The organism is Micromonospora sp. CPCC 205546, from assembly GCF_036902715.1.
In the GTDB taxonomy this organism is placed as follows: Bacteria; Actinomycetota; Actinomycetes; order Mycobacteriales; family Micromonosporaceae; genus Micromonospora.
In genome coordinates this window covers 38891-60668 of record NZ_JBAKHL010000003.1, presented here as the reverse complement: position 1 = coordinate 60668, position 21778 = coordinate 38891, and the positions used below count along the sequence as shown (strand labels likewise).

Genomic DNA, 21778 nt, shown 5'->3' with positions numbered 1-21778 from the left:
CCCACGTGGAGAGGAGTGCCGGTGGTCCGCACCTTCCGGATCGTCGCCGCCGTGCTGGTGTCGGGTGCGCTGGCCGCGTGCGGGTCGGACGGCGCGCCGGAGCCGGTGACCGCGCCGCCCTCCGCGAGCAGCGCCGCGCCGGGGCCGTCCCCGTCCGCCGCTCCGTCCTCGTCGACCGCCCCCGCGTCGTCGACCGCCCCCGCGTCGTCGACCGCCCCCGCGTCGTCGACCGCCGGTCGCGGCGGGTACGCCAATCCGGACGAGGCGATGGCCGGGCACCTGTCGGCCGTTCCGGGGGTCCGCTACCTCGGCCTCTGCAAGAACGCGAAGCGCGATCCGGCCGCGGTCTGCGCCCTCCGGATGAGCTTCGTCGGCAAGGACGAGGTCTACGGCCTCGGCGCCCCGCACAGCGACATCGTCGGCTTCCTGCTGCTGCGCGAGGGGCCCGACGGCTGGCGGGTCGTGGACGACTACGCGCCCGACGGCGCGAAGGCCAGCCCGCCTTCCTGGATGGCCGGGGTCAGGTGACCTGACGCGCCGGCGAAGAGCGTCGACTGTGAACTATTCGTTACATCGCTGGCCGGATTGTCGGATACGCGGCCGTTCGCCGGCCCGCAACCATGTCGCGCGGTCCCTAGAGTGACGGAGGTCGAGCCACGGCTCGACCGTCCTGTCGCCCACCGGAAGGCGTCCACATGCCACGACGAAACCGGTCCCTCGCCGCCGCGGGAATCGCCGGCGTGCTCCTCGCCGGCGCCGCGGTCGCACCCGCCGCCGCCGCACCGTCCTCCGCCGGCGGGGACCGTCCGGTCACCTCCGACCGGACCAGCCCGTTGGAGGCCCGCCGGGTCGACCGGGTGCCCACGCCCACACTGGACTGGTACGCCTGCTACGACTACGCCGAGTGCGCCACCGTCCGGCTGCCCCGCGACTACGACCGGCCGAACGGCCCGACGACCGAGGTCGCGGTGCTGCGGGTCAAGGCCCGCGACCAGCAGCGGAAAATCGGCAGCCTCTTCGTCAACCCGGGCGGCCCCGGCGGCTCCGGCACCGACGTCGCGCTCGCCGCGCCGTACTTCCTCGGTGACGAGGTGCTCGACCGCTTCGACGTCGTCGGCGTCGACCCGCGCGGCGTCGCCGCCAGCCAGCAGGTCCGGTGCTTCCCCTCCGTGAAGGAGCAGACCCGGGCGTACGCCGGACTGAACGTGGCGTTCCCGTGGACGAAGGCCGAGGAGAAGGCGTACGTCGCCTCCTCGAAGGCCGTCGGTGCGGGCTGCTCCACGACGGGCCGGCCGCTCAGCGGCGCGATGTCGACGGCCGAGGTCGCCCGCGACATGGACGTGCTGCGCCGCGCCGTGGGCGACCGGAAGCTCACCTACCTCGGCTTCAGCTACGGCAGCATCCTCGGCCAGTACTACGCCAACATGTTCCCGGACCGGGTCCGTGCCCTGGTGATCGACGGCGTGCTGAACCCGAACGAGTGGGTCGGCCAGGGCAGGGCGCGCAGCCTGTCCCAGGAGGAGCGGATGCGCAGCGCGCAGGGCGCGTACAAGGCGCTGCGGGAGATCCTGGTGCGCTGCGACAAGGCGGGCGCGCAGGCGTGTGCGCTGGCCGAGGGCGACCCCGTCGCGTCGTTCGACCTGGTCGCGAAGCGGCTGCGGGCCAAGCCCGTGGTCATCGAGGACCCCGACCTCGGCCCGATCACCGTCACGTACGCCGACTTCGTCGCCGCCAACCTCAGCATGCTCTACGGCCCGGCGGGCTACGCCGAGGTCGTGGACCTCACCGCCGCCCTGCTGGTGCTCACCGACCCGGCGTCGTCGCCGGCCGCCCGCCGCCCGGCGACGGCCGACGTGACCCGGCAGGCCGCCAAGGCCCGCGAGCAGGCCCGACGGTACGACTTCCCGTACGAGAACGGGCTGGAGACCTTCCTCGGCGTGGACTGCACCGACGCGTACCACCCGAAGAGCGCCGGCTCGTTCCCGGCGCTCGCCGACAAGGCCGACAACCGCGACCCGTACTTCGGCCGGCTCTGGACCTGGGCCACCTCGCCGTGCGCCCGCAAGACCTGGACGGTGCGGGATGAGGACGCCTACACCGGGCCGTTCAACCGGCGCACCGCCGCGCCGGTGCTGGTGGTGGGCAACTACTGGGACCCGGCGACCAACTACCGGGGCGCGGTCAGCTCGGCCCGGCTGCTGCCGAACAGCCGCCTGCTCAGCAGCGACAGCTGGGGGCACACCGCGTACGGGACGTCGGCCTGCGTGACCGGCGCGGTCGACGCGTACCTGCTGCGCAGGGCGCTGCCGGCCAACGGCAAGGTCTGCGTGGGCGACGTCCAGCCGTTCGCGGAACTGCCCGCCGAGCCGGAGGCGACCCGGCGGGCGGAGGCGTCGAAGGGCGCGCTGGCCGCCGAGGGCGCCCCTGCGCGGGGTGAGCCGAAGCGGCTCCCGCCGGTGGTCGCGCCACTGCCGGCGGTCGGCGCGCTGACCGTCCGCTGAGGACCCGGGGTGTGGCGGGCGATCGGGCGCCCGCCGCACCCCGGCCCGCTCAGTAGGACTTGTCCTGGCCGAGGACGTGCTGGGCGACGAAGTTGAGGATCATCTCGCGGCTGACCGGGGCGATCCGGCCGGCGCGCACCGCGCCGAGCAGCGTGGCGACGCCGTACTCGGTGGTCATGCCGGCCCCGCCGAGCACCTGGACGGCGGTGTCGACGGCCAGCGCGGCGGCCTCCCCGGCGGCGTACTTGGCCATGTTGCCGGAGACGCCGGCCTCCAGGTCGCGGCCCGCGTCGTAGAGGGTGGCCGCCTTGTGGATCATGAGGCGGGCCAGTTCGACCTGCACGGCCGCGTGCGCGAGCGGGTGGGCCACGCCCTGGTGCGAGCCGATGCTCCGGCCGCCCCAGACCTTGCGGGTCGCCGTGTACTCGCTGGCCCGCTCGATGGCGTACCGGCCGGTGCCGGCGCCCATCGCGGCGACCGTGATCCGCTCCGGGTTGAGCCCGGCGAAGAGCGCCGGCAGGCCGGCGTCCAGCGACTCGCCGACCAGCGCGTCGGCAGGCAGTCGCACGTCGTCGAGGTAGAGCAGGAACTGGTTCTCCGGGGAGACGATCTCCATGTCCAGCTTGGAGCGGGTCAGCCCGGGCGCGTCGGTCGGCACCACGAACAGCGCCGGCTTGAGCTTCCCGGAGACCGCGTCCTCGGTCCTCGCCACCACCAGCACGTACGACGCCTCGTCGACGCCCGAGATGTAGCACTTGCGGCCGGAGACCAGCCAGTCGTCGCCGTCGCGGCGGGCCACCGTGCCGAGCCGGTGGAAGTTGGAGCCGGCCTCCGGCTCCGTGATCGCGAAGACCACCTTCAGCGAGCCGTCGGCGAAGCCCGGCAGGAAGCGCTTGCGCTGCTCCTCGGTGCCGTGCCGGGCGATCACCGTGGCCGCGATGGCCGGCGAGACCACCAGCAGCAGCAGCGGGCAGCCGGCCGCCGCCAGTTCCTCGCAGACGATGGCCAGCTCGGTGATCCCGCCCCCGCCGCCGCCGTGCTCGGCCGGGATGTTGACCCCGAGGTAGCCCAGCCGGCCGGCCTCGTCCCACAGCTCGGTGGTGTGCTCACCGGATCTCGCCTTGGCGACGAAGTAGTCGTGGCCGTACCGGCGGCCGAGGGCGCGCACGGCGTCGCGGAGCTGGTCCTGCTCGGGGGTGAGGTCGAAGTTCATCGGGGGGCCTCCAGGATCACTCGGGGTTGACCACGGCCAGCACGGCGCCCGTGTCGACCTGCCCGCCGGCCGCGACCGGAAGCTCGGCGACCACGCCGTCGGCCGGGGCGAGCACGGGATGTTCCAGCTTCATCGCTTCCAGGGTCAGCAGCAGGTCGCCGGCGGCCACCCGCTGCCCGACCTCGACGTGCACCCGGGTCACCGCGCCGGGCAGCGGCGCGACCAGCGACCCGGCCGCCAGCTCCGCGGTGGGCTCGGGGAAGCGCGGCAGTTCCGTCAGGCTCGCCGCCCCGTCCGGGCCGTCCACGAAGACGTCCGAGGACACCCGGTGTACGCGGTACGCCCGCCGCACCCCGTCCACGTCGAGCAGCACCCGGTCGGGGTACGCCCCGACGAGGGTCACGGCCGGCGGCGGTGCGTCTGCCGGAGCCGCCTCGTCCGGGCTCGGCCCGGCCGCCGGGGCCGCTGTGTCCGGGCGCGACCCGTCGGCGGGGGCTGCGGAGCCGGCGCCCGGAGAGACCGACCACTCGACGAGGCCGCCCGAGCGGTCCAACCGGTAGCGGACCTCGATCTCGCCGCCCGGCCCGGCGAAGCGGGTGACCTGCGGGAACGCCGGCACGTTGCGCCAGCCCGAGGGGAGCCCGGCGAGCACCGGCGCGTCGGCCCGACGGGCGGCGGCGGTGGCCAGCGCGGCGGCCAGGGCCACCAGGGGGAGCTGATCGTCCGGCAGCAGCGGGGCGAAGACCTCCGGGTGGCGGTCCAGGAAGCCGGTGTCGATCTCCACAGCGCCGAACTCGCGGCTGCGCAGGACGCGGACCAGCAGGTCCCGGTTGGTGGCCACCCCGTGCAGCTCGGTGCGGGCCAGCGCGCCGGCCAGGGCGCGGGCCGCCTCGGTGCGGGTGGGCGCCCAGGCGATCACCTTGGCGAGCATCGAGTCGTAGTGGACGCCCACCACCGAGCCGTCGGCCACGCCGGAGTCGAGTCGCAGGCCCGGCCCGGCCAGCGGCCCGAACTCGGCGGTCACGCCGGGCAGGGCGAACCGGTGCAGGATGCCCGTCGCCGGCCGGTACCCCTGCGCGGGGTCCTCGGCGCAGAGGCGTACCTCGATCGCGTGGCCCTGTGCCGGCGGGGTCGCCGCCACCGGCAGCGCCCCGCCCTCGGCGACGATCAGTTGCAGCCGGACCAGGTCCAGGCCCGTGGTCAGCTCGGTGACCGGGTGCTCGACCTGGAGGCGGGTGTTCATCTCCAGGAAGTAGATCTCCCCGTCGGGCGCGAGCAGGAACTCGACCGTGCCGGCGCCGACGTAGTCGACCGCCCGGCCGGCGGCCACCGCCGCGGCGTGCAGCCGCTCCCGCACCTCGACGGGGAGGACTCCGGGCGCCTCCTCGACGACCTTCTGGTGGCGGCGCTGGATGGAGCAGTCCCGCACGCCGAGGGCGACCACCGTCCCGTGGGTGTCGCCGAAGACCTGCACCTCGACGTGCCGGCCCCGCTCGACGTACCGCTCGACGAAGACCGTGCCGTCGCCGAACGCGCCGGCCGCCTCGCGGCGCGCGGAGGCGACGGCCTCGGTCAGCGCGGCGGCGTCCCGGACGACGCGCATGCCCCGCCCGCCGCCCCCGGCGGACGCCTTCACCAGCACCGGGAAGTCGGTGATCTCGTCGGCGTCGGTCCAGGTGGGCAGCATCGGCACGCCCGCCTCGGCGAGCAGGGCCTTCGCCGCCATCTTGTCGCCCATCGCGGCGATCGCCTTGGCCGGCGGGCCCACCCAGGTCAGTCCGGCGTCGGTCACCGCGGCGGCGAACTCGGCGTTCTCGGCGAGGAAGCCGTAGCCGGGGTGCACGGCGTCCGCGCCGGTCCTGCGGGCCGCGTCGAGGATCAGGTCGATCCGCAGGTACGTCTCGGCGGGCGTGTTCCCGGGCAGGCGTACGGCGTGGTCGGCCTCGGCGACGAACGGCGCGTCGGCGTCGGCGTCGGAGTGCACGGCCACGGTCTCGACGCCCAGCGCCCGGCAGGTGGCGAAGACCCGGCGGGCGATCTCGCCCCGGTTCGCCACGAGCAGTTTCCGGATCACTGGTGCCGCCTCTCGATCGCATTCATCGGGCTCATTGCCGCCTCACATACTGAGCCTGCTCTTCGTTCGCGACTGCGGGACTCCGCTTCGCTGCGTTCCTCGCGCTCACATACTGAGCCTGCTTTTCGTTCGCGACTGCGGGACTCCGCTTCGCTGCGTTCCTCGCGCTCACATACTGAGCCTGCTCTTCGTTCGCGACTGCGGGACTCCGCTTCGCTGCGTTCCTCGCGCTCACATACTGAGCCTGCTTTTCGTTCGCGACTGCGGGACTCCGCTTCGCTGCGTTCCTCGCGCTCACATTCGGAAGACGCCGAAGCCGTCGGCGCCCCTGACCGGTGCGTTGTGGATCGCCGACAGGCAGAGCCCGAGGACGGTACGGGTGTCGCGAGGGTCGATCACCCCGTCGTCGTAGAGCCGTCCGGAGAGGAAGAGCGCGCCGGACTGCGACTCGATCTGCTGCTCGACCATCATCCGCATCGCGGCGTCGGAGTCCTCGTCGTAGTCCCGTCCCCGGGCGGCGGCGGCCTGCCGGGCCACGATGGACAGCACGCCCGCGAGCTGCGCCGGCCCCATCACCGCCGACTTGGCGTTCGGCCAGGTGAACAGGAACCTCGGCTCGTACGCCCGCCCGCACATGCCGTAGTTGCCGGCGCCGTAGGAGGCGCCGAGGTTGACCGTCAGGTGCGGCACGGTCGAGTTCGACACCGCGTTGATCATGAGGGCGCCGTGCTTGATGATGCCGCGCTGCTCGTACTCGGTGCCGACCATGTAGCCGGTGGTGTTCTGGAGGAAGACCAGCGGGGTGTCGGCGGCGTTGGCGAGCTGGATGAACTGGGTCGCCTTCTGCGCCTCCTCGCTGAACAGCACGCCCCGCGCGTTGGCCAGCACCCCGACGGGATAGCCGTGCAGCTCGCCCCAGCCGGTGACCAGGGCGGTGCCGTAGGCCGGCTTGAACTCGTCGAACTCGCTGCCGTCGAGCACCCGGGCCAGCACCTCGCGCGGGTCGAACGGCACCTTCAGGTCGGCGCTGGCGATACCGAGCAGCTCGTCGGGGTCGTACTTCGGCGGGGCCGGGGGCGGGTTGCGCGGCGGCGGGCCCTGCTTGCGCCAGTTCAGCCGCCGTACGCACTGCCGCGCCAGCCGGATGCCGTCGCGCTCGTCGGCGGCGAGGAAGTCCGCGAGCCCGGACGTCGTGGCGTGCATGGCCGCCCCGCCGAGGGACTCGTCGTCGGTGACCTCGCCGGTGGCCATCTTCACCAGCGGCGGCCCGGCCAGGTAGACCTGCGACCGGTCCCGGATCATGATCACCTGGTCGGACATGCCCGGCACGTACGCGCCCCCGGCGGTCGCGTTGCCGAAGACCACGCTGACCGTGGGGATCTTCGCGGCCGAGAGCCGGGTCAGGTCGCGGAACACCCGCCCGCCCGGGATGAAGATCTCCGCCTGGGTGGGCAGGTCCGCGCCGGCCGACTCGACCAGGTTCACCATCGGCAGCCGGTTGGTCAGGGCGATCTCGCCCGCCCGGCGGGTCTTGGCGAGCGACCACGGGTTCACCGCGCCGCCGCGTACCGTCGGGTCGTTCGCGACGACGAGGCACTCGACGCCCTCGACGACGCCGATGCCGGTCACCACGCTGGCACCGACGGGGAAGTCGGTGCCGTACGCCGCCACCGGCGACAGTTCCAGGAACGGGCTGTCCGCATCGAGCAGCAGCTCGATCCGCTCCCGGGGGAGCAGCTTGCCGCGCCGATGGTGGCGGGCCACGTACTTCTCGCCGCCGCCGGCGCGGGCCTGGTCGAGCGCCGTCTCCAGCTCGGCGAGGCGTTCCAGCAGGGCCTCCCGGTTGGCGCGGTGCCCCGGCGAGGACGGGTCGATCGCGCTGCGCAGTGTCGTCACAGGCCCTCCTTCGTTCGTGACTGCGGGGCTCGCAGACCCGGCTCACTCCTCGCACTCACAGGCCCTCCTTCGTTCGTGACTGCGGGGCTCGCAAACCCGGCTCACTCCTCGCACTCACAGGCCCATGCCCTTCGCGATGATCTCGTTCATGATCTCGGTGGTGCCGCCGCCGATGCCGAGGATCCGGGCGTCGCGGTAGTGCCGCTCGACCTCGGCGTCGCGCAGGTAGCCGTAGCCGCCGTGCAGCTGGAGCGCCTGGTCGACCACCTCGGCGCAGGCGGCCACCGCGACGTTCTTGGCCATCGCCACCTCCGTCACCACCGGCTCGCCCGCCGCCACCCGTGTCGCGACCTCGTGCACGTAGGCCCGGGCCGTTTCGGTGCGGGTGTGCATCTCGGCGAGCCGGTGCCGGATCAGCTGCCGGCTCGCCAGTGGACGGCCGAACGTGGAGCGGTCCCGGCACCAGCGCACCGCCAGCTCCACGCAGCGCTGCGCGGTCGCGTACGCCTGGGTGGCCAGCGAGAGCCGTTCCGCGGCGAAGTTCTGCATGATCGCCAGGAAGGCCGTGTCCTCCTCGCCGATCCGGTTCGTCGCCGGCACCCGTACGTCGGCGAACGACAGCTCGGCGGTGTCCGAGCAGTGCCAGCCGAGCTTCTCCAACCGACGCCCGACGGTGAAGCCGGGTGTGTCCCTGTCGATCACCAGCAGGGTCAGGGCGCCGCTGCCCGGCGGCAGGGTGCGCACGGCGGTGGTCACGAAGTCGGCCCGTACGCCGCTGGTGATGTAGGTCTTCGACCCGTTGACCACGTAGTGGTCGCCGTCCCGCTGGGCGTGGGTGCGGATGCTCGCCACGTCGGAGCCGCCGTCGGGCTCGGTGATCGCCAGCGCGCCGATCGTGGTGCCGGCCAGCGTCGGCCGGACGTACCGGTCGATCAGCTCGGCGTCACCGGAGGCGACGATGTGCGGCAGGGCGATGCCGTGGGTGAAGAGCGCGGCGATCAGGCCGGACGAGCCACCGGAGCGGATGATCTCCTCGGTGACGATGATCGAGTCGAGCAGGTTCCCGCCGCTGCCGCCCACGGCCTCCGGGAAGCCGACGCCGAGCAGGCCGAGCTTGGCGGCGGTGGCGTGCAGCTCCCGGGGGATCTCGCCGGCCCGCTCCCAGTCACTCAGGTGCGGCAGCACCTCCCGGGTGACGAAGGCCCGGGCCAGCTCCCGCAGTTGCCGGCGCTCCGGCGTGTCCACGATGGTCACCGGCCCTCCCCGGGCGTCGCGCCGCCGGCCGGGGAACCCGGGCCGGGCGAGAGTTCCGCCGGCAGGTCGACGAGGCGGGAACGGAGCAGCTCGCCGAGCGCCTTGGCCTGCGGATCGAACCGGGTGGAGGCGGCAACCCCCTGCCCGAGCAGGCCCCGCACGACGAAGTTGACCGCCCGCAGGTTCGGCAGCTCGTACCGCTCGACGGTCAGCGGCGCGGTCTCCGGCAGCAGCTCGCGCAGCCGCGCGGTGGTCAGCCAGCCGCGCAGCCACGCCCAGGTCGTGTCGGTGCGGGCCCAGACACCCAGGTTGGCGTCGCCGCCCTTGTCGCCGGAGCGGGCCCCCACCAGCTCGCCGAGCGGCGCGCGCCGCGTGGGCCGGTCGGCCGGCGGTGGGTCCGCCTCCGGCGGGTCGGCGGGCGCCCGCTCGTCCGCCGGGGTGGCGGTGCGGGCCGGTGGCGGGATCGGCACCCGCTCGCCGGAGGGGAGCACCGCGACGTGCGGCACCGCGTCCTGCGGCACGGCGTCGGCGGTGAACACCCCGTAGGGCGTCGCGTCGCCGGGCAGCGTGGTCAGCGTGCAGCCAGGATAGGAGGCCAGGGCCAGCTCCACCGCGGCGGCCGAGAAGGCCCGCCCGGCCCGCGCCTTGTCGCCGTCGCGCAGGTGTACGTGCAGCAGCGCGCTCGCCGCCTCGGTGTCGGCCGCGTCCGCGTGGTCGGTGCGGGCCAGCGTGAACTCCAGCCCCTCCGCGCCGACCGCCGCCTCGACCTGGTTGCGGACCAGGGCCGCCTTCGCCGGGATGTCGAGCCCGCAGAGGACGAAGGTCATCGAGTTGCGGAAGCCGCCGAGGTTGTTGACGCCCACCTTGAGGGTGCCCGGCGGGGGTGTGCCGCGCACGCCGCTCACCCGTACCCGGTCCGGCCCGTCGGCGGCCAGCTCGACCGTGTCCAACCGGGTCACCACGTCCGGTCCGAGGTAGGCCGGGCCGCCGACCTCGTAGAGCAGCTGGGCGGTGACCGTCTCCACGGTGACGGCGCCGCCGGTGCCGGGGTGCTTGGTGACCACGCAGGAGCCGTCGGGGTGCACTTCGGCGACCGGGAAGCCGGGGCGCCGCCCGCCGTCGGGCAGCTCCGTGAAGAAGCTGAAGTTGCCCCCGGTCACCTGTGCCCCGCACTCGAGCAGGTGGCCGGCGACGGTGGCCCCGGCCAGCGCGTCCAGGTCGTCGCGGCCCCAGCCGAAGCGGGCGATCGCCGGCCCGACCACGAGGGACGCGTCGGTCACCCGACCGGTGACCACCACGTCCGCCCCGGCGTCCAGGCAGGCGGCGATGCCGTACGCGCCCAGGTAGGCGTTCGCCGTCAGCGCGTCCGGGCGGGCGAGGGCGTCGCCCTCGACGTGTCCGACCCGGACGGTCAGGCCGAGCCGGTCGGCGAGGGACCCGATGGCGGCGGCCAGGCCGGCCGGGTTCAGCCCGCCGGCGTTGGTCACGATCCGTACGCCCCGGTCCAGCGCGGTGCCGAGGCAGCCCTCGAGTTGGCGCAGGAAGGTCTTCGCGTAGCCGAGGGAGGGGTCGCGCAGCCGGTCCCGGCCGAGGATCAGCATGGTCAGCTCGGCCAGGTAGTCGCCGGTCAGCACGTCCAGTTCGCCGCCGTCGAGCATCTCCCGCCACGCCGTCGACCGGTCGCCGTAGAAGCCGGAGGCGTTGCCCACCCGCAGTACGTCGCTCACGCCGCCACCTCGCCCGCCGCGTCGCTTCCGGTGGCCGTCGGTGGGCGGCCGGGGCCGGGTGGGCCGGCGAAGGCCTGCGCCACGTCCAGCCACGCGTCGGCGACCGGGCCGGTCGCCGCCAGCGCCAGGTCCGCGCGGTGCCTGCGCTGGGTGACGAGCAGGCAGAAGTCGAGGGCCGGGCCGGTGACCCGGTCGGCGGCGTCGGCGGGGCCGTACGTCCAGGCGTCGCCCTGCGGCGCCGTCAGCTCGACGCGCACCGGCGCGGTCGGCACCGGTCGGCCGTGGGCGGCGAAGCTGTGGCCGAGGGTACGGAAGCCGAGGTGCGCGACGTGCCGCAGCCGGGCGGTGCCGGGGCGGGCCGCGTCGAGCGCGTCGGCCACGTCCGTGCCGTGCGCCCAGGTCTCCATGATCCGGGCGGTGGCCATGGAGGCGGCCGACATCCGGGTGCCGAACCAGGGCAGCTTCCCGCCCGCCGGCACGCGGGCCAGCGCGTCGGCGAGCGCCGCCCGGCCGGCGCGCCAGCGGGGGAGCAGTTCGTCCGGTGGGGCGAGGAACTCCTGCGCGCCGGAGTCGACGAGTCGGGAGGGTTCGGGGGCGGCGAGCACGGTGGCGAGGAACGCCTCCGCGTCGGTGGCGGCGAGCAGCGCCACGTGGTCGGTCCAGGCGAGGTGGGCGATCTGGTGCCCGACGCTCCAGCCCGGCGATGGCGTGACGCGCTCCCAGTCGGCCGGTGGCCGGCCGGTCACCAGGCCGTCGAGCTGCGCCGACTCGTCGGCCAGGTCCGCGAGCAGGTCCTTGAGGTCGACCATGGTGCCTCCGTGGGCTGGGCGGGCCGGTCAGGGTGGGCGGTCAGGGGGTGAGCAGGGTGGCGAGCTGGCGCTTCCAGGTGTGCAGCAGGGCGGTGCGGCGGGACGAGTCGTCGTTGAGCAGGTTGGCGACGCCGAGCCCGCGGAGCAGGTCGAGGGTCGCCTGCACCGCCTCGCGTACGCCCGGGCGGCGTTCGTCCACGTCGAGCAGCGCGACGGTGAGCTGGTGCATCTCGCGGCCGACCCGGGCCTCCAGCGGCACCAGGGCCTCACGCAGCTCCCGGTCGGTGCGGGCGGCGACCCAGAGTTCGAGGGCGGCGACGAAGAGCGGGCCGGTGAAGGCCACGCCGAGCAGGTCGATCACCCGGTCGAGCCGCTGCGGGCCGGGCGGCAGCGCCTCGGCCTCGGTGCGCAGCTCCTCAGCCCGCCGCTGCGCGAGATGGGCGACGGCGGCCGTGACCAGCGCGGCCTTGGTGGGGTAGTGGTGCAGTTGGGCGCCGCGCGAGACGCCGGCCCGGGCTGCGACGACGGTGGTGGTGGTGCCGGACCAGCCGTGTTCGACCAGGCACTCGACGGTCGCCTCCAGCAGCCGGGCCCGGGTGGCGCGGCTGCGTTCCTGCTGAGGGACACGGGTCGATGCGGGCACGGGGACAGCCTGCCGCCCTCGAAACAAACAGTCAAGCCTGACTTTTTCCGAGTAGACGAGCCGGTCGGCGTGCTACGCGCTCGCCACCGACGGGTGACTCGCCCCCATGCCCCGCCGGTCTCGGTGCTCGCGAGGCCGCCATCCCCGCCAGCGGACTGAATGCCCTGACCGTCCCTGTGGAACTGATGTCGTAGACGACTCACCCTTGACCGCGCCTCTCGGAGTGACCGCCGACACGCGGGTGCCGGGCGGGCTGATGTCGTAGGCGATTCAGCTCGACAGGGCGGGAGCAGCGTTCTTCCTCCGGTCGCCGTCCGCGCCCCTCGTTCCGCCGCCCTCAGCGGCCGTCGCGCGGGGCGAACACCGCGAGGGCCGTGGCGTCGCTGTGTCGGGAGCGCAGGTACTCGTCCGCCCACCCCGCGGCGTCGGGGAAGCCCGACTCGGCGGCCACCCGGGCGCAGGCGGCGTCCACGTCGAAGGCGGTGCGCCGCAGATGCACCCCGGGCCCGAGCAGCGCCCAGTAGGCGCCGGGACCGCCGTAGGGCATCCCGACGCTGCCCGGGTTGACGATCAGGCGCCGGTCGGCCAGCCGGGTGAACGGCATGTGGGTGTGGCCGCAGACCACCGTCCCCACCTCGGCCGGGACGTCGGCGAGCACCTCCGCCCAGCGTTCCATCCGGGAGTCGACGAGCACGACCTCCTCGTCGTCGCGGGGGGTGGCGTGGCAGAACAGCACCGGACCGAGGCCGTCGACCTCCAGGGTGACCGTCAGCGGCAACGCCGCCAACCGGGCCACCTGGTCGTCGCGGAGCTGCTCCGCCGCCCAGTTGGAGACGTCGAACGGGGAGGGGCGGCCGACCCGCGCCTGCACCAGCTCGCGGTCCGCGTTGCCGCGTACCCAGCAGGCCCGGTCGCCGAGGTCGGCGAGCACGTCCAGCACCTCGACCGGCTGCGGGCCGGCCGCGATGTCGCCGGTGAGCACGATCAGGTCGGCGGCGGCGACGTCCGGCTCGGCCAGCACGGCCTCCAGCGCCGGCAGCGCGCCGTGGATGTCGGAGAGAACGGCGACCCGGTCCAGCATCGCTTCACCGTGCCCGCCGGGCGGGCACGGTGACCAGCGATTCTGCCCCGGGCAGATCCGGGTCGTACGCGTCAGACGCGGGCGCGGCGGGCCAGGCGCTCCGGGTCGAGGATGATGATGCTCTTGCCGTCCAGGCGCAGCCATCCGCGCGAGGCGAAGTCGGCCAGCGCCTTGTTGACGGTCTCCCGGGAGGCGCCGACGAGCTGGGCGATCTCCTCCTGGGTGAGGTCGTGGGTCACCCGCAGCACCCCGCCGTCGCGGGTGCCGAAGCGGCCGGCCATCTGGAGCAGGTTCTTGGCGACGCGGCCGGGCACGTCGGTGAAGATCAGATCGGCCAGGGAGTCGTTCGTGCGCCGGAGCCGGCGGGCGAGCACCCGGAGCAGCTGCTCGGCGATCTCCGGGCGGTTGTTCAGCCACGGGCGCAGGGCCTGCTTGCGCAGCCGTACGAGCCGGGTGTCGGTGACCGCGGTGGCGGTCGCCGTGCGGGGGCCGGGGTCGAAGAGCGACAGCTCACCCACCATGTCCGACGGGCCCATGACCGCGATCAGGTTCTGCCGGCCGTCGGCGGCCCGCCGGCCCACCTTGATCTTGCCGGACAGCAGGATGTAGAGACTGTCGCCGGGCTCACCCTCGTTGAAGACGACCTCGCCCTTGCGGACCTCGAGCGTCTCCATCTCCTTGGCGAGCGCCTCGGCAGCCTCCGGGTCGACGCCCTGGAAGATCCCGCTGCGGGCCAGTACCTCGTCCATCGCGCACCTCCGCCTGCGCGTGCCGTCCGTCGGCCGGGTCCGCCGTCCGCTGATCCCTCGCGCGTCGCCAGTCTAGGCGCACGTGAGCAGCAATCAGAGGTGCACCCCTGGAATCTTGATCGTTGGGCGTAACCTGCCAGCCCTGATCAGGCAGTAGGATCACGCGTCCGCCCGGCCGCCGGCACGGCCCCCGACACCCGGGCCGTAGGGTCACCACGTGCTCAGTGAACCCGTGCTGACCGGCCGCCCGGAGGACGGTCGGGACGTCCCGCTGCTGGTCTGGCGCGCCGACCGACCGCTGCGCGCGGTCAGTTCCGCGCCGCTGGGCGGCGGGATCGGCGTCCGGCACTGGGTCGTGAACGCGACCGTGCCCATGTCGTACGACCGGGACGACCCCGCCGACCACCTGGCCGAACTGGCCGACCGGCTCGGCCTCGACGGGCCCGGGATCGGCCTGCTGACCGGCGTGGACGTCGCCGAGGTGGTCGCCCGGACGGACACCGGCGTGCGGGTCTGGGCGACGGTCGGCCTGGGCACCCCCGTCCGGGCGGCGGAGCCCGCCCCGGCGACGCTCGTCCAGCGGGTCGGCACCGTCAACATCGTGGTGTACGTGCCGGCCCGGCTCGGCGACGCCGCACTGGTCAACGTGGTGGCCACGGCCACGGAGGCCAAGGCGCAGGCGATCGCGGAGCTGGGCGTGCCGGGCACCGGCACCCCGACGGACGCCGTCACCGTGCTCTGCCCGGTCGACGGCCCCGAGTCGGCGTACGGCGGCCCGCGCTCGACCTGGGGCGCCCCGCTGGCCCGGGCCGTGCACGCCGCCGTGACGGCCGGCGGGGCGGGCACCGTGGTCCCGTGGTCGGACCAACCGGTGGGCTGACACTCCGTCCGATCGGCCCTCGTTCCGGCGTTGCACAGCCGATAAGGTCGCGGTCGATGTACGCTGCCGCCTCCTCTCCCCGCCGCCGCGCCGCACTCGCCCTCGGCGCGCTGCTCGCCGTCCTGCTCGCCGCCGGCTGCGGGGGGCCCGGTTCCGGGTCCGACGCGGTCTGGCAGCCCGGCGCGGGTGGCGGCGGCACCGGCGCCCCCGTCCGCTCCGGCAAGCCCACCCCGTCCGCGCAGCCCGCCGAGCAGGCGATCTCGCTCTCGGCGACCGGCGACATCATCATGGGCAACGCGCCCAACCGGCTGCCCCCGGCCGGCGGGAAGGGCTTCTTCGACTCGGTCGAGAAGGCGCTCGCCGCCGACCTGGTGATGGGCAACCTGGAGGAGCCGCTCACCGTCGACACCGGCACCGGCAAGTGCGGGCCCAACTCGACCCGCTGCTTCCAGTTCCGGGCCCCGCCCGAGTACGCCGCACACCTGCGCGACGCGGGCTTCGACCTGCTCAACCAGGCCAACAACCACGGCTACGACTTCGGCCCGAAGGGCTACGAGAACACCCAGAAGGCGCTGGAGAAGTACGACCTCGCGCACACCGGGGCGCCCGACCAGATCACCGTGGTCGACGTCAAGGGGGTCAAGGTCGCCGTCGCCGGCTTCTCGTCGTACGTGTGGTCCAACAGCCTGACCGACATCGCCGCGGCGAAGAAGGTGATCACCAAGGCGGCCGGCATGGCCGACGTGGTCGTCGTGCAGGTGCACATGGGCGGCGAGGGCTCCGAGAAGACGCGGGTCAAGCCGGGCACCGAGATGTTCCTCGGCGAGAACCGGGGCGACCCGGTCAAGTTCTCCAAGGCGATGATCGACGCCGGGGCGGACCTGATCGTGGGGCACGGCCCGCACGTGCTGCGTGGCATGGAGTTCTACAAGGGCCGGCTCATCGCCTACAGCCTGGGCAACTTCGCCGGCGGGGGCAACTCGCTCAGCAACGCGGGCCGGCTCGGCTGGGGCGGGGTGCTCAAGGTGTCGCTGAAGCCGGACGGCAGCTGGGCCGGCGGGTCGTTCGTCTCGACGTACATGAACTCCATCGGCAAGCCGACCATGGACCGCGACGACCGCGGGCTGGGGCTCGTGAAGCAGTTGACCAGGAGCGACTTCCCGGAGACCGGCGCCCGGTTCGACGACTCCGGCGCCATCAGCGCGCCGCAGGGCGGCTGACCGGGACACCGCGGAGCGGCCGACCGGGACGGCACGGCGCGTGGACCCGGCCGGCCGTCTCCCGGGCGACGTAGGCTGGCCGTCGTGACCACGAGTTCCTCCGGCTTCACCGAGACCGACCTCGGGCGCACCCGCCGCGCCCGGCGCATCGGCCGGGCACTGACCGAGACCCACCCCGACGCGCACTGTGAACTGGACCACTCCAATCCGCTGGAGCTGGCCGTCGCGACGATCCTCTCCGCGCAGTGCACGGACAAGAAGGTCAACGAGGTCACCCCGAAGCTCTTCGCCCACTACCCGACCGCCGCCGACTACGCGGGGGCGGACCGGGCGGAGCTGGAGGAGCTGATCCGGCCCACCGGCTTCTACCGCAACAAGACCGACTCGCTGATCAAGCTCGGCCAGGCCCTCGTGGAGCGGTACGACGCCCGGGTCCCCGGCAAGCTCGCCGACCTGGTGACGCTGCCCGGCATCGGCCGCAAGACCGCCAACGTCATCCTCGGCAACGCCTTCGACGTCCCCGGGATCACCGTCGACACCCACTTCCAGCGGCTGGTGCAGCGCTGGCGGCTCACCGCCGAGACCGACCCCGTCAAGATCGAGCACGCCATCGGGGCGCTCTTCCCCCGGCGCGACTGGACCATGCTGTCGCACCGGATCATCTTCCACGGCCGGCGGGTCTGCCACGCCCGCAAGCCCGCCTGCGGTGCTTGCACGCTGGCGAAGCTCTGCCCGTCGTACGGCACCGGCCCGACCGAGCCGGCGGCGGCCGCGAAGCTGCTCAAGGGTCCCCGGGCACGGGACCTGGCGGTGGCGGCCGGGGTCGACCCGGAGCTGGTGCCGGTCCAGGCCGTCGTGGCGGAGGCGCCGTGAGCGCGCGGAGTGCACGGGCGCCGCGGGCCCCGCGACCGACGAACCGCCGGCTCGCCGCACTGCTCGTACCCGTGCTGCTGGCCGTCGCCGGGTGCACCGCCGGCACGCAGGAGAAGGATCCGGGTCCCACCGACCGGCAGAAGGCCGCCGCGAGCCGTCCGTCGCCCTTCCAGGACTGCTCCGCCCTCGGTACGCCGCCCGCGTCCGCCCCGCCGGCGTCGCCGCCCGGGGGCGGGGGACAGGCGCTGCCCGAGCTGTCCCTGAACTGCTTCACCGGCGGCGCCCCGGTCGCCCTGCGCGCCCTGCGCGGCCCGGCCGTGATCAACGTCTGGGCGTCCTGGTGCCCGCCCTGCCGCACCGAGCTGCCCGCCTTCCAGCGGCTCAGCGAGCGGGCCGCCGGCCAGCTCCAGGTGGTCGGGGTCAACAACCAGGACGGCCGGGAGGCGGCCCAGGCCATCGGCGAGGACTTCGGCATCCGCTTCCCGGTGCTGGTCGACCAGGGCGAGAGCCTGAAGCGGGAGCTGAACCGCAAGGCCATCCCCCTGACCGTCCTCGTCGACGCCCACGGCCACGTCCGGCACATCGACTCCAGCGGCGCCCTCGACGACGCCCGGCTGACGGAGCTGGTCCGCCAGCACCTCGGCGTGACGGTGCCGGCGTGAGCCGGCGTCCGCCGGGCTGGTTCGACCCGCTGCTGACCCGGCTCGACAGCGCGCGCAGCGAGGACTTCACCCGGCTGGTCACCCCGGAGAGCGGGGGACGGGAGAGCGCGGTGCTGGTGCTGCTCGGCGAGGAGCCCGGCGCCGGACCGGACGTGCTGATCCTCCAGCGGGCGGCCACCCTGCGCAACCACGCGGGCCAGCCCGCCTTCCCCGGCGGGGCGGCCGACCCGGAGGACGTCGACGTCCGCGCGACCGCGCTGCGCGAGGCGAACGAGGAGGTCGGCCTCGACCCGGCCAGCGTCACCGTCCTGGCCGAGCTGCCGAAGCTCTGGATCCCGGTCAGCGACTTCGTGGTCACCCCCGTGCTCGCCTGGTGGCACGCGCCGCACCCGGTGCACCCCCGGGAGCCGGGCGAGGTGGCGCACGTGGCCCGGCTGCCGGTCGCCGAGCTGGTCGACCCGGCGAACCGGATGCGGGTACGCCACCCGAGCGGCTGGATCGGTCCGGCCTTCTCGGCGCGCGGGATGCTGGTCTGGGGCTTCACCGCCGGGGTGCTGGCCGCCCTGCTCGAGATGGGCGGCTGGGCCCGGCCCTGGCCGCACGACCGGGTCGTGGACCTACCGCCGACCGGTGCCACCCCGGCGCCCTCGGCCGGCACCGACGCGGTCGACGAGACCCCGGTGCGCTGACCGGACGGGGACCTTCCGCAAGCGATGGTCATCTCGCGGGCACGGTGCCCGTACGCTTGACGCGTGTCCGCCGTGGATCTCGTACTGCTGCTGCTCATGCTCGTGTTCGCGATCAGCGGATACCGCCAGGGCTTCGTCATCGGGGTGCTGTCGTTCTCCGGCTTCTTCCTGGGCGCGCTGGTGGGCCTCCAACTGGGGCCGTTGCTGGCCCAGCAGTTCGTCGAGAGCGGCACCCGGGTGCTGATCTCCCTGGTGGCGATCTTCGGGCTGGCGGTGGTCGGCCAGGCGTTCGCCGGTTGGCTCGGTTCCCACCTGCGCAAGACGATCACCAGCGACGTCGGCAAGCGGGTCGACGACGTCGGCGGGGCGTTCGTCTCGATCTTCGCCGTGCTCCTGGTCGCCTGGCTCGTCGCGGTGCCGCTCGGCTCGTCGTCGCTGCCCTGGCTGGCCTCCTCGGTGCGCAACAGCGCGCTGCTCACCGTGGTCGACCGCGTCCTGCCCGACGAGGCGCAGCGGCTCTCCACCGCGTTGCGCGACACCGTGGACACCAACGGCTTCCCCGACGTCTTCGGCGACCTGGCGCCCACCCGGGCCCGGCAGGTGTCGCCGCCCGACCCGGCACTCGCCGGATCCCAGGTGGTCGTCAACAGCCAACGGTCGGTGGTCAAGGTGCTCGGCTCGGCCCCGAGCTGTTCGCGTCGGATCGAGGGCTCCGGCTTCGTCTACGCCGACGACCGGGTGATGACCAACGCCCACGTCGTCGCCGGCACCCGGTCCACCGTCGTCGAGCTGAACGGCGACCGGTACGACAGCAAGGTCGTCGTCTACGACCCGGACCGCGACCTGGCCGTGCTGCACGTGCCCGGGCTGCCCGGCCCGTCGATGCGGTTCGCCGCCGGCAACGCGGGCAGCGGCGCGGACGCGATCGTGCTGGGCTTCCCGCTCGACGGTCCCTACAACGCGCAGTCGGCGCGGATCCGGGACGTCGACCGGATCACCGGGCCGGACATCTACTCCGCCGGCAACGTCACCCGGGAGGTCTACACGATCCGGGCGCTCGTGCAGAGCGGCAACTCCGGCGGCCCACTGGTCTCCTCGAACGGGCTGGTGCTCGGGGTGATCTTCGCTGCGGCGGCCGACGACCCGAACACCGGCTTCGCGGTGACCGCGGCCGAGGCCCGTCCGGTCGCCCTCGCCGGCGCCGAGCGCACCCGCGCCGTCGGCACCGGCGGCTGCACCTGACCGGTCAGTACCGCGTACCCGCCGGCCCGGGCTCCGCGGGCGGCGCCGGCCGGTCGGGCGGGGTGGCCCGCCAGACGGTGAGGGCGGCGGCCGTCGCGGCCACCACGGCCGCGCCGAGCAGCCAGCCGGCCAGCACGTCGCTGGTCCAGTGCACGCCGAGGGCCACCCGGCTGAACCCGGTCACCAGCGCGAGCAGCAGGGCGGCCGTCCACACCAACCAACGCGCGGCAGGCCGGGCGTGCGGGAGGAACACCACCAGCAGCACTCCGGCGGCGAGGGCCGCGTTGAGCGCGTGCCCGGACGGGAAGGCCAGGCCGGGCGCCTCGGCGACCGGGGCGGGCAGGTCCGGCCGGGGCCGACCGACGAGCAGCTTGAGCAGCGGGCCCAGCAGGCCCCCGGCCGCCATGGTGACGGCCACCCAGACCGCCAGCGGCCGGGCCCGCCGGTGCAGCAGCCAGAGCACCAGGACCAGGGCCCCGACGCGCAGCGGCATCGGGGCGAACACGTCGGTCCAGAGGGCCATCGCGTCCACCCACGTCGGGTGGTCGGCGGCGTGGGCGGCCAGCGCGTCGGTGACCGCCGTGTCCAGCCGGCGCAGCGGCGGCCAGTCTCCCAGGACCAGGGCCGCCAGCAGCGTGAACGGCACCGCCACCAGGAACGCGGCGGTCGCCGCGAGGGTCAGCCGCAGGCCCCGGGGGTGCTCCGGGTGCAGCCGGCGGTCGCGCCACGAGGAGCGCGGCGGGGCGGCGAGGGTACGCGGGCCGGACGGGCTCATGACACTCGTCCTACCCGGGACGGGGCCCGCTCAGACCCGTTCCGGCTCAGGGTGACGGTGGCGGGCGACGCCACGTGCCGGTGGCGCGTCGGGGCGAGGCCAGCGGGGTCCACTGACGGAACCGGCGCACCATCAGCGCCGCCCCGGTCAACAGGGCGACGAGGAACGCGGCACCCGTCCACAACTGCTCCGGCGTGGTGTCCTCGTGCCCACCCGCCGGCTGTGCCGCCCACCGGGACTGCTGGCGCGGCACCGTGAAGCCGAGCGGGTCGCCGCCGACCCCCGCGACGTCGGGTCGCGCCGCCCCCGGCGCCGGCCCGAACCCGACCACGCCCGGCGAGGTCTGGTCGTCCAGCGGGTTGTGGCCCACGGGGCTCACCTCGGCGTTCAGCGCGGCGACCGGGTCGACCATGCCGTACCCGAAGCGGTCGTCCCGGCCGGTCGGACCGAGGTCGCGGGCGGTGGTGAGCAGCCGGTTGACCACGTCGCCGGCGGCCATCTGCGGGTAGCGGGCCCGCACCAGCGCGGCGGTGGCGGCGACCAGCGGCGCCGCGAAGCTGGTGCCCTGCACCCGCCAGTAGCCGCCCGGACGGGCCCCGACCAGGCCGGTGGCGGGAGCGGTGAGTACGGTGGCCCGTCCGGTGATCGAGCCGGACCAGAGGTTGTCGCTGTCGCGCTCCGACCCGGCGACCGCGATGACGCCCGGCTCGCGGGCGGGGTACCAGACCTTCGCGTTGGCGGAGTTGCCCAGGTTGCCGGTGCACGCGATGACGACGACGTCCCGGGCGAAGGCGTAGTCGAGCGCCGCCGCCAGGGCGGGGCTGTCGCCGCTGCCGCCGAGGGACAGGTTGATCACGCGAGCGCCGTTGTCGACGGCCCACCGCACGCCCTTGGCGACGATCAGCGCGTCGTCGTAGCGGTTCTCGGCGTCGAGCACGCGCACCGGGAGGATCCGGGCGCCCGGCGCCAGGCCCACGGCCCCTCGCCCGTCGTCGTTGCGGCCGGCGATCAGCCCGGCCACGGTGGTGCCGTGGCCGACCGGATCGGGGTCGCCGGTCGCGCCCCGGGGAGCTACCAGGTCCAGGCCGGGCAGCACCTGGTCGACGAGGTCCGGGTGGGCGGCGTCCACACCCGAGTCGATCACCGCGACGGTGACTCCCGCCCCGGTCGAGCTGCGCCACGCGGTCCTCGCCCGCAGCACGTCGAGCTGCCACTGCTCGTCGCGGACCTGGTCGGGGCGCTTCCTGCCGTCGGGCGCCGCGAGCGCCACCGGGACGACGGCCGCCGGCTGGTGCAGGACCGGCCGGGTGGCGGGCTGTCGGGGCGCGGCACCGGCCGCCGTGACCGGAGCCGCGACCGACACGACGGCGGCCGCCACACCGAGCAACGTGCGTCCGGCGATCCGCCGAGCCGCTGGCGGACAACTGTGCCGCACGGTCGTCACATCCTCAGGCATTGATCGCGACGCAAACATGACGATCGGAGATTAC

General features: G+C 74.4%; 19 protein-coding genes. 8 read left to right on the top strand and 11 right to left on the bottom strand.

What is annotated here, in order from left to right; all coding sequences use genetic code 11:
• Positions 1–21 precede the first annotated feature (21 nt).
• Positions 22–528 (top strand): hypothetical protein, encoded by a 507-nt coding sequence (locus tag V6U77_RS01645; RefSeq protein ID WP_334604287.1) that lies wholly within the window; start codon positions 22–24, stop codon positions 526–528.
• Between the two features lie 167 nt (positions 529–695).
• Positions 696–2501, top strand: a complete 1806-nt coding sequence (locus V6U77_RS01640; protein WP_334604286.1) for an alpha/beta hydrolase — start codon at positions 696–698, stop codon at positions 2499–2501.
• Positions 2502–2550: 49 nt separating this feature from the next.
• Here the strand turns inward: V6U77_RS01640 and V6U77_RS01635 are convergent, their stop codons facing one another.
• From V6U77_RS01635 to V6U77_RS01595, 9 genes are all read right to left on the bottom strand, one after another.
• A complete protein-coding gene (locus V6U77_RS01635) occupies positions 2551–3714 on the bottom strand; it encodes an acyl-CoA dehydrogenase family protein (protein ID WP_334604285.1) in 1164 nt (387 codons plus the stop codon).
• Between the two features lie 16 nt (positions 3715–3730).
• Positions 3731–5788, bottom strand: coding sequence for an acetyl/propionyl/methylcrotonyl-CoA carboxylase subunit alpha (locus V6U77_RS01630; RefSeq protein WP_334604284.1), 2058 nt, complete (start codon positions 5786–5788; stop codon positions 3731–3733).
• 294 nt (positions 5789–6082) lie between these two features.
• Positions 6083–7684: an acyl-CoA carboxylase subunit beta gene (locus tag V6U77_RS01625; protein ID WP_334604283.1), complete on the bottom strand. Its 1602-nt coding sequence runs from the start codon at positions 7682–7684 to the stop codon at positions 6083–6085.
• A gap of 114 nt (positions 7685–7798) precedes the next feature.
• The gene (locus V6U77_RS01620; RefSeq protein ID WP_334604282.1) at positions 7799–8938 is read right to left on the bottom strand and encodes an acyl-CoA dehydrogenase family protein; all 1140 of its coding nucleotides are present in this window, start codon (positions 8936–8938) and stop codon (positions 7799–7801) included.
• Positions 8935–10665, bottom strand: coding sequence for an acyclic terpene utilization AtuA family protein (locus V6U77_RS01615; RefSeq protein ID WP_334604281.1), 1731 nt, complete (start codon positions 10663–10665; stop codon positions 8935–8937). Before V6U77_RS01615 ends, V6U77_RS01620 begins: the two co-directional genes overlap by 4 nt.
• Entirely contained in the window at positions 10662–11474 is an 813-nt protein-coding gene (locus V6U77_RS01610) for a TIGR03084 family metal-binding protein (RefSeq protein ID WP_334604280.1), read from the bottom strand. Before V6U77_RS01610 ends, V6U77_RS01615 begins: the two co-directional genes overlap by 4 nt.
• 40 nt (positions 11475–11514) lie before the next feature.
• A complete protein-coding gene (locus V6U77_RS01605) occupies positions 11515–12117 on the bottom strand; it encodes a TetR/AcrR family transcriptional regulator (RefSeq protein ID WP_334604279.1) in 603 nt (200 codons plus the stop codon).
• 337 nt (positions 12118–12454) lie between these two features.
• Positions 12455–13198 carry a metallophosphoesterase family protein gene (locus tag V6U77_RS01600; protein ID WP_334604278.1) on the bottom strand — a complete coding sequence of 248 codons (744 nt, stop codon included), beginning with the start codon at positions 13196–13198 and terminating at the stop codon, positions 12455–12457.
• Between the two features lie 71 nt (positions 13199–13269).
• Positions 13270–13947: a Crp/Fnr family transcriptional regulator gene (locus V6U77_RS01595; protein ID WP_088981720.1), complete on the bottom strand. Its 678-nt coding sequence runs from the start codon at positions 13945–13947 to the stop codon at positions 13270–13272.
• 217 nt (positions 13948–14164) lie between these two features.
• On the opposite strand from V6U77_RS01595, the gene V6U77_RS01590 reads away from it, so the two are divergent.
• The 6 genes from V6U77_RS01590 (at position 14165) to V6U77_RS01565 (ending at position 19513) form a co-directional block, all read left to right on the top strand.
• Complete coding sequence (locus V6U77_RS01590) at positions 14165–14827, top strand: adenosylcobinamide amidohydrolase (protein WP_334604275.1); 663 nt, start codon at positions 14165–14167, stop codon at positions 14825–14827.
• A 56-nt stretch (positions 14828–14883) separates the two neighbouring features.
• Entirely contained in the window at positions 14884–16047 is a 1164-nt protein-coding gene (locus tag V6U77_RS01585) for a CapA family protein (protein ID WP_334604274.1), read from the top strand.
• 84 nt (positions 16048–16131) lie between these two features.
• Positions 16132–16920, top strand: coding sequence for an endonuclease III (gene nth / locus V6U77_RS01580; protein WP_334604273.1), 789 nt, complete (start codon positions 16132–16134; stop codon positions 16918–16920).
• Positions 16917–17582, top strand: coding sequence for a TlpA family protein disulfide reductase (locus tag V6U77_RS01575; RefSeq protein ID WP_334604272.1), 666 nt, complete (start codon positions 16917–16919; stop codon positions 17580–17582). Before nth ends, V6U77_RS01575 begins: the two co-directional genes overlap by 4 nt.
• Positions 17579–18271 carry an NUDIX hydrolase gene (locus V6U77_RS01570; RefSeq protein ID WP_334604271.1) on the top strand — a complete coding sequence of 231 codons (693 nt, stop codon included), beginning with the start codon at positions 17579–17581 and terminating at the stop codon, positions 18269–18271. The genes V6U77_RS01575 and V6U77_RS01570 overlap by 4 nt, the downstream gene beginning before the upstream one ends.
• A gap of 63 nt (positions 18272–18334) precedes the next feature.
• A complete protein-coding gene (locus V6U77_RS01565) occupies positions 18335–19513 on the top strand; it encodes a MarP family serine protease (RefSeq protein ID WP_334604270.1) in 1179 nt (392 codons plus the stop codon).
• 4 nt (positions 19514–19517) lie between these two features.
• Here V6U77_RS01565 and V6U77_RS01560 read toward each other — a convergent pair whose 3' ends face one another.
• Both V6U77_RS01560 and mycP read right to left on the bottom strand, forming a co-directional pair.
• Positions 19518–20288, bottom strand: a complete 771-nt coding sequence (locus V6U77_RS01560; RefSeq protein ID WP_334604269.1) for a phosphatase PAP2 family protein — start codon at positions 20286–20288, stop codon at positions 19518–19520.
• A 46-nt stretch (positions 20289–20334) separates the two neighbouring features.
• Complete coding sequence (mycP, locus tag V6U77_RS01555; protein WP_334604268.1) at positions 20335–21744, bottom strand: type VII secretion-associated serine protease mycosin; 1410 nt, start codon at positions 21742–21744, stop codon at positions 20335–20337.
• Positions 21745–21778: the final 34 nt, after the last annotated feature.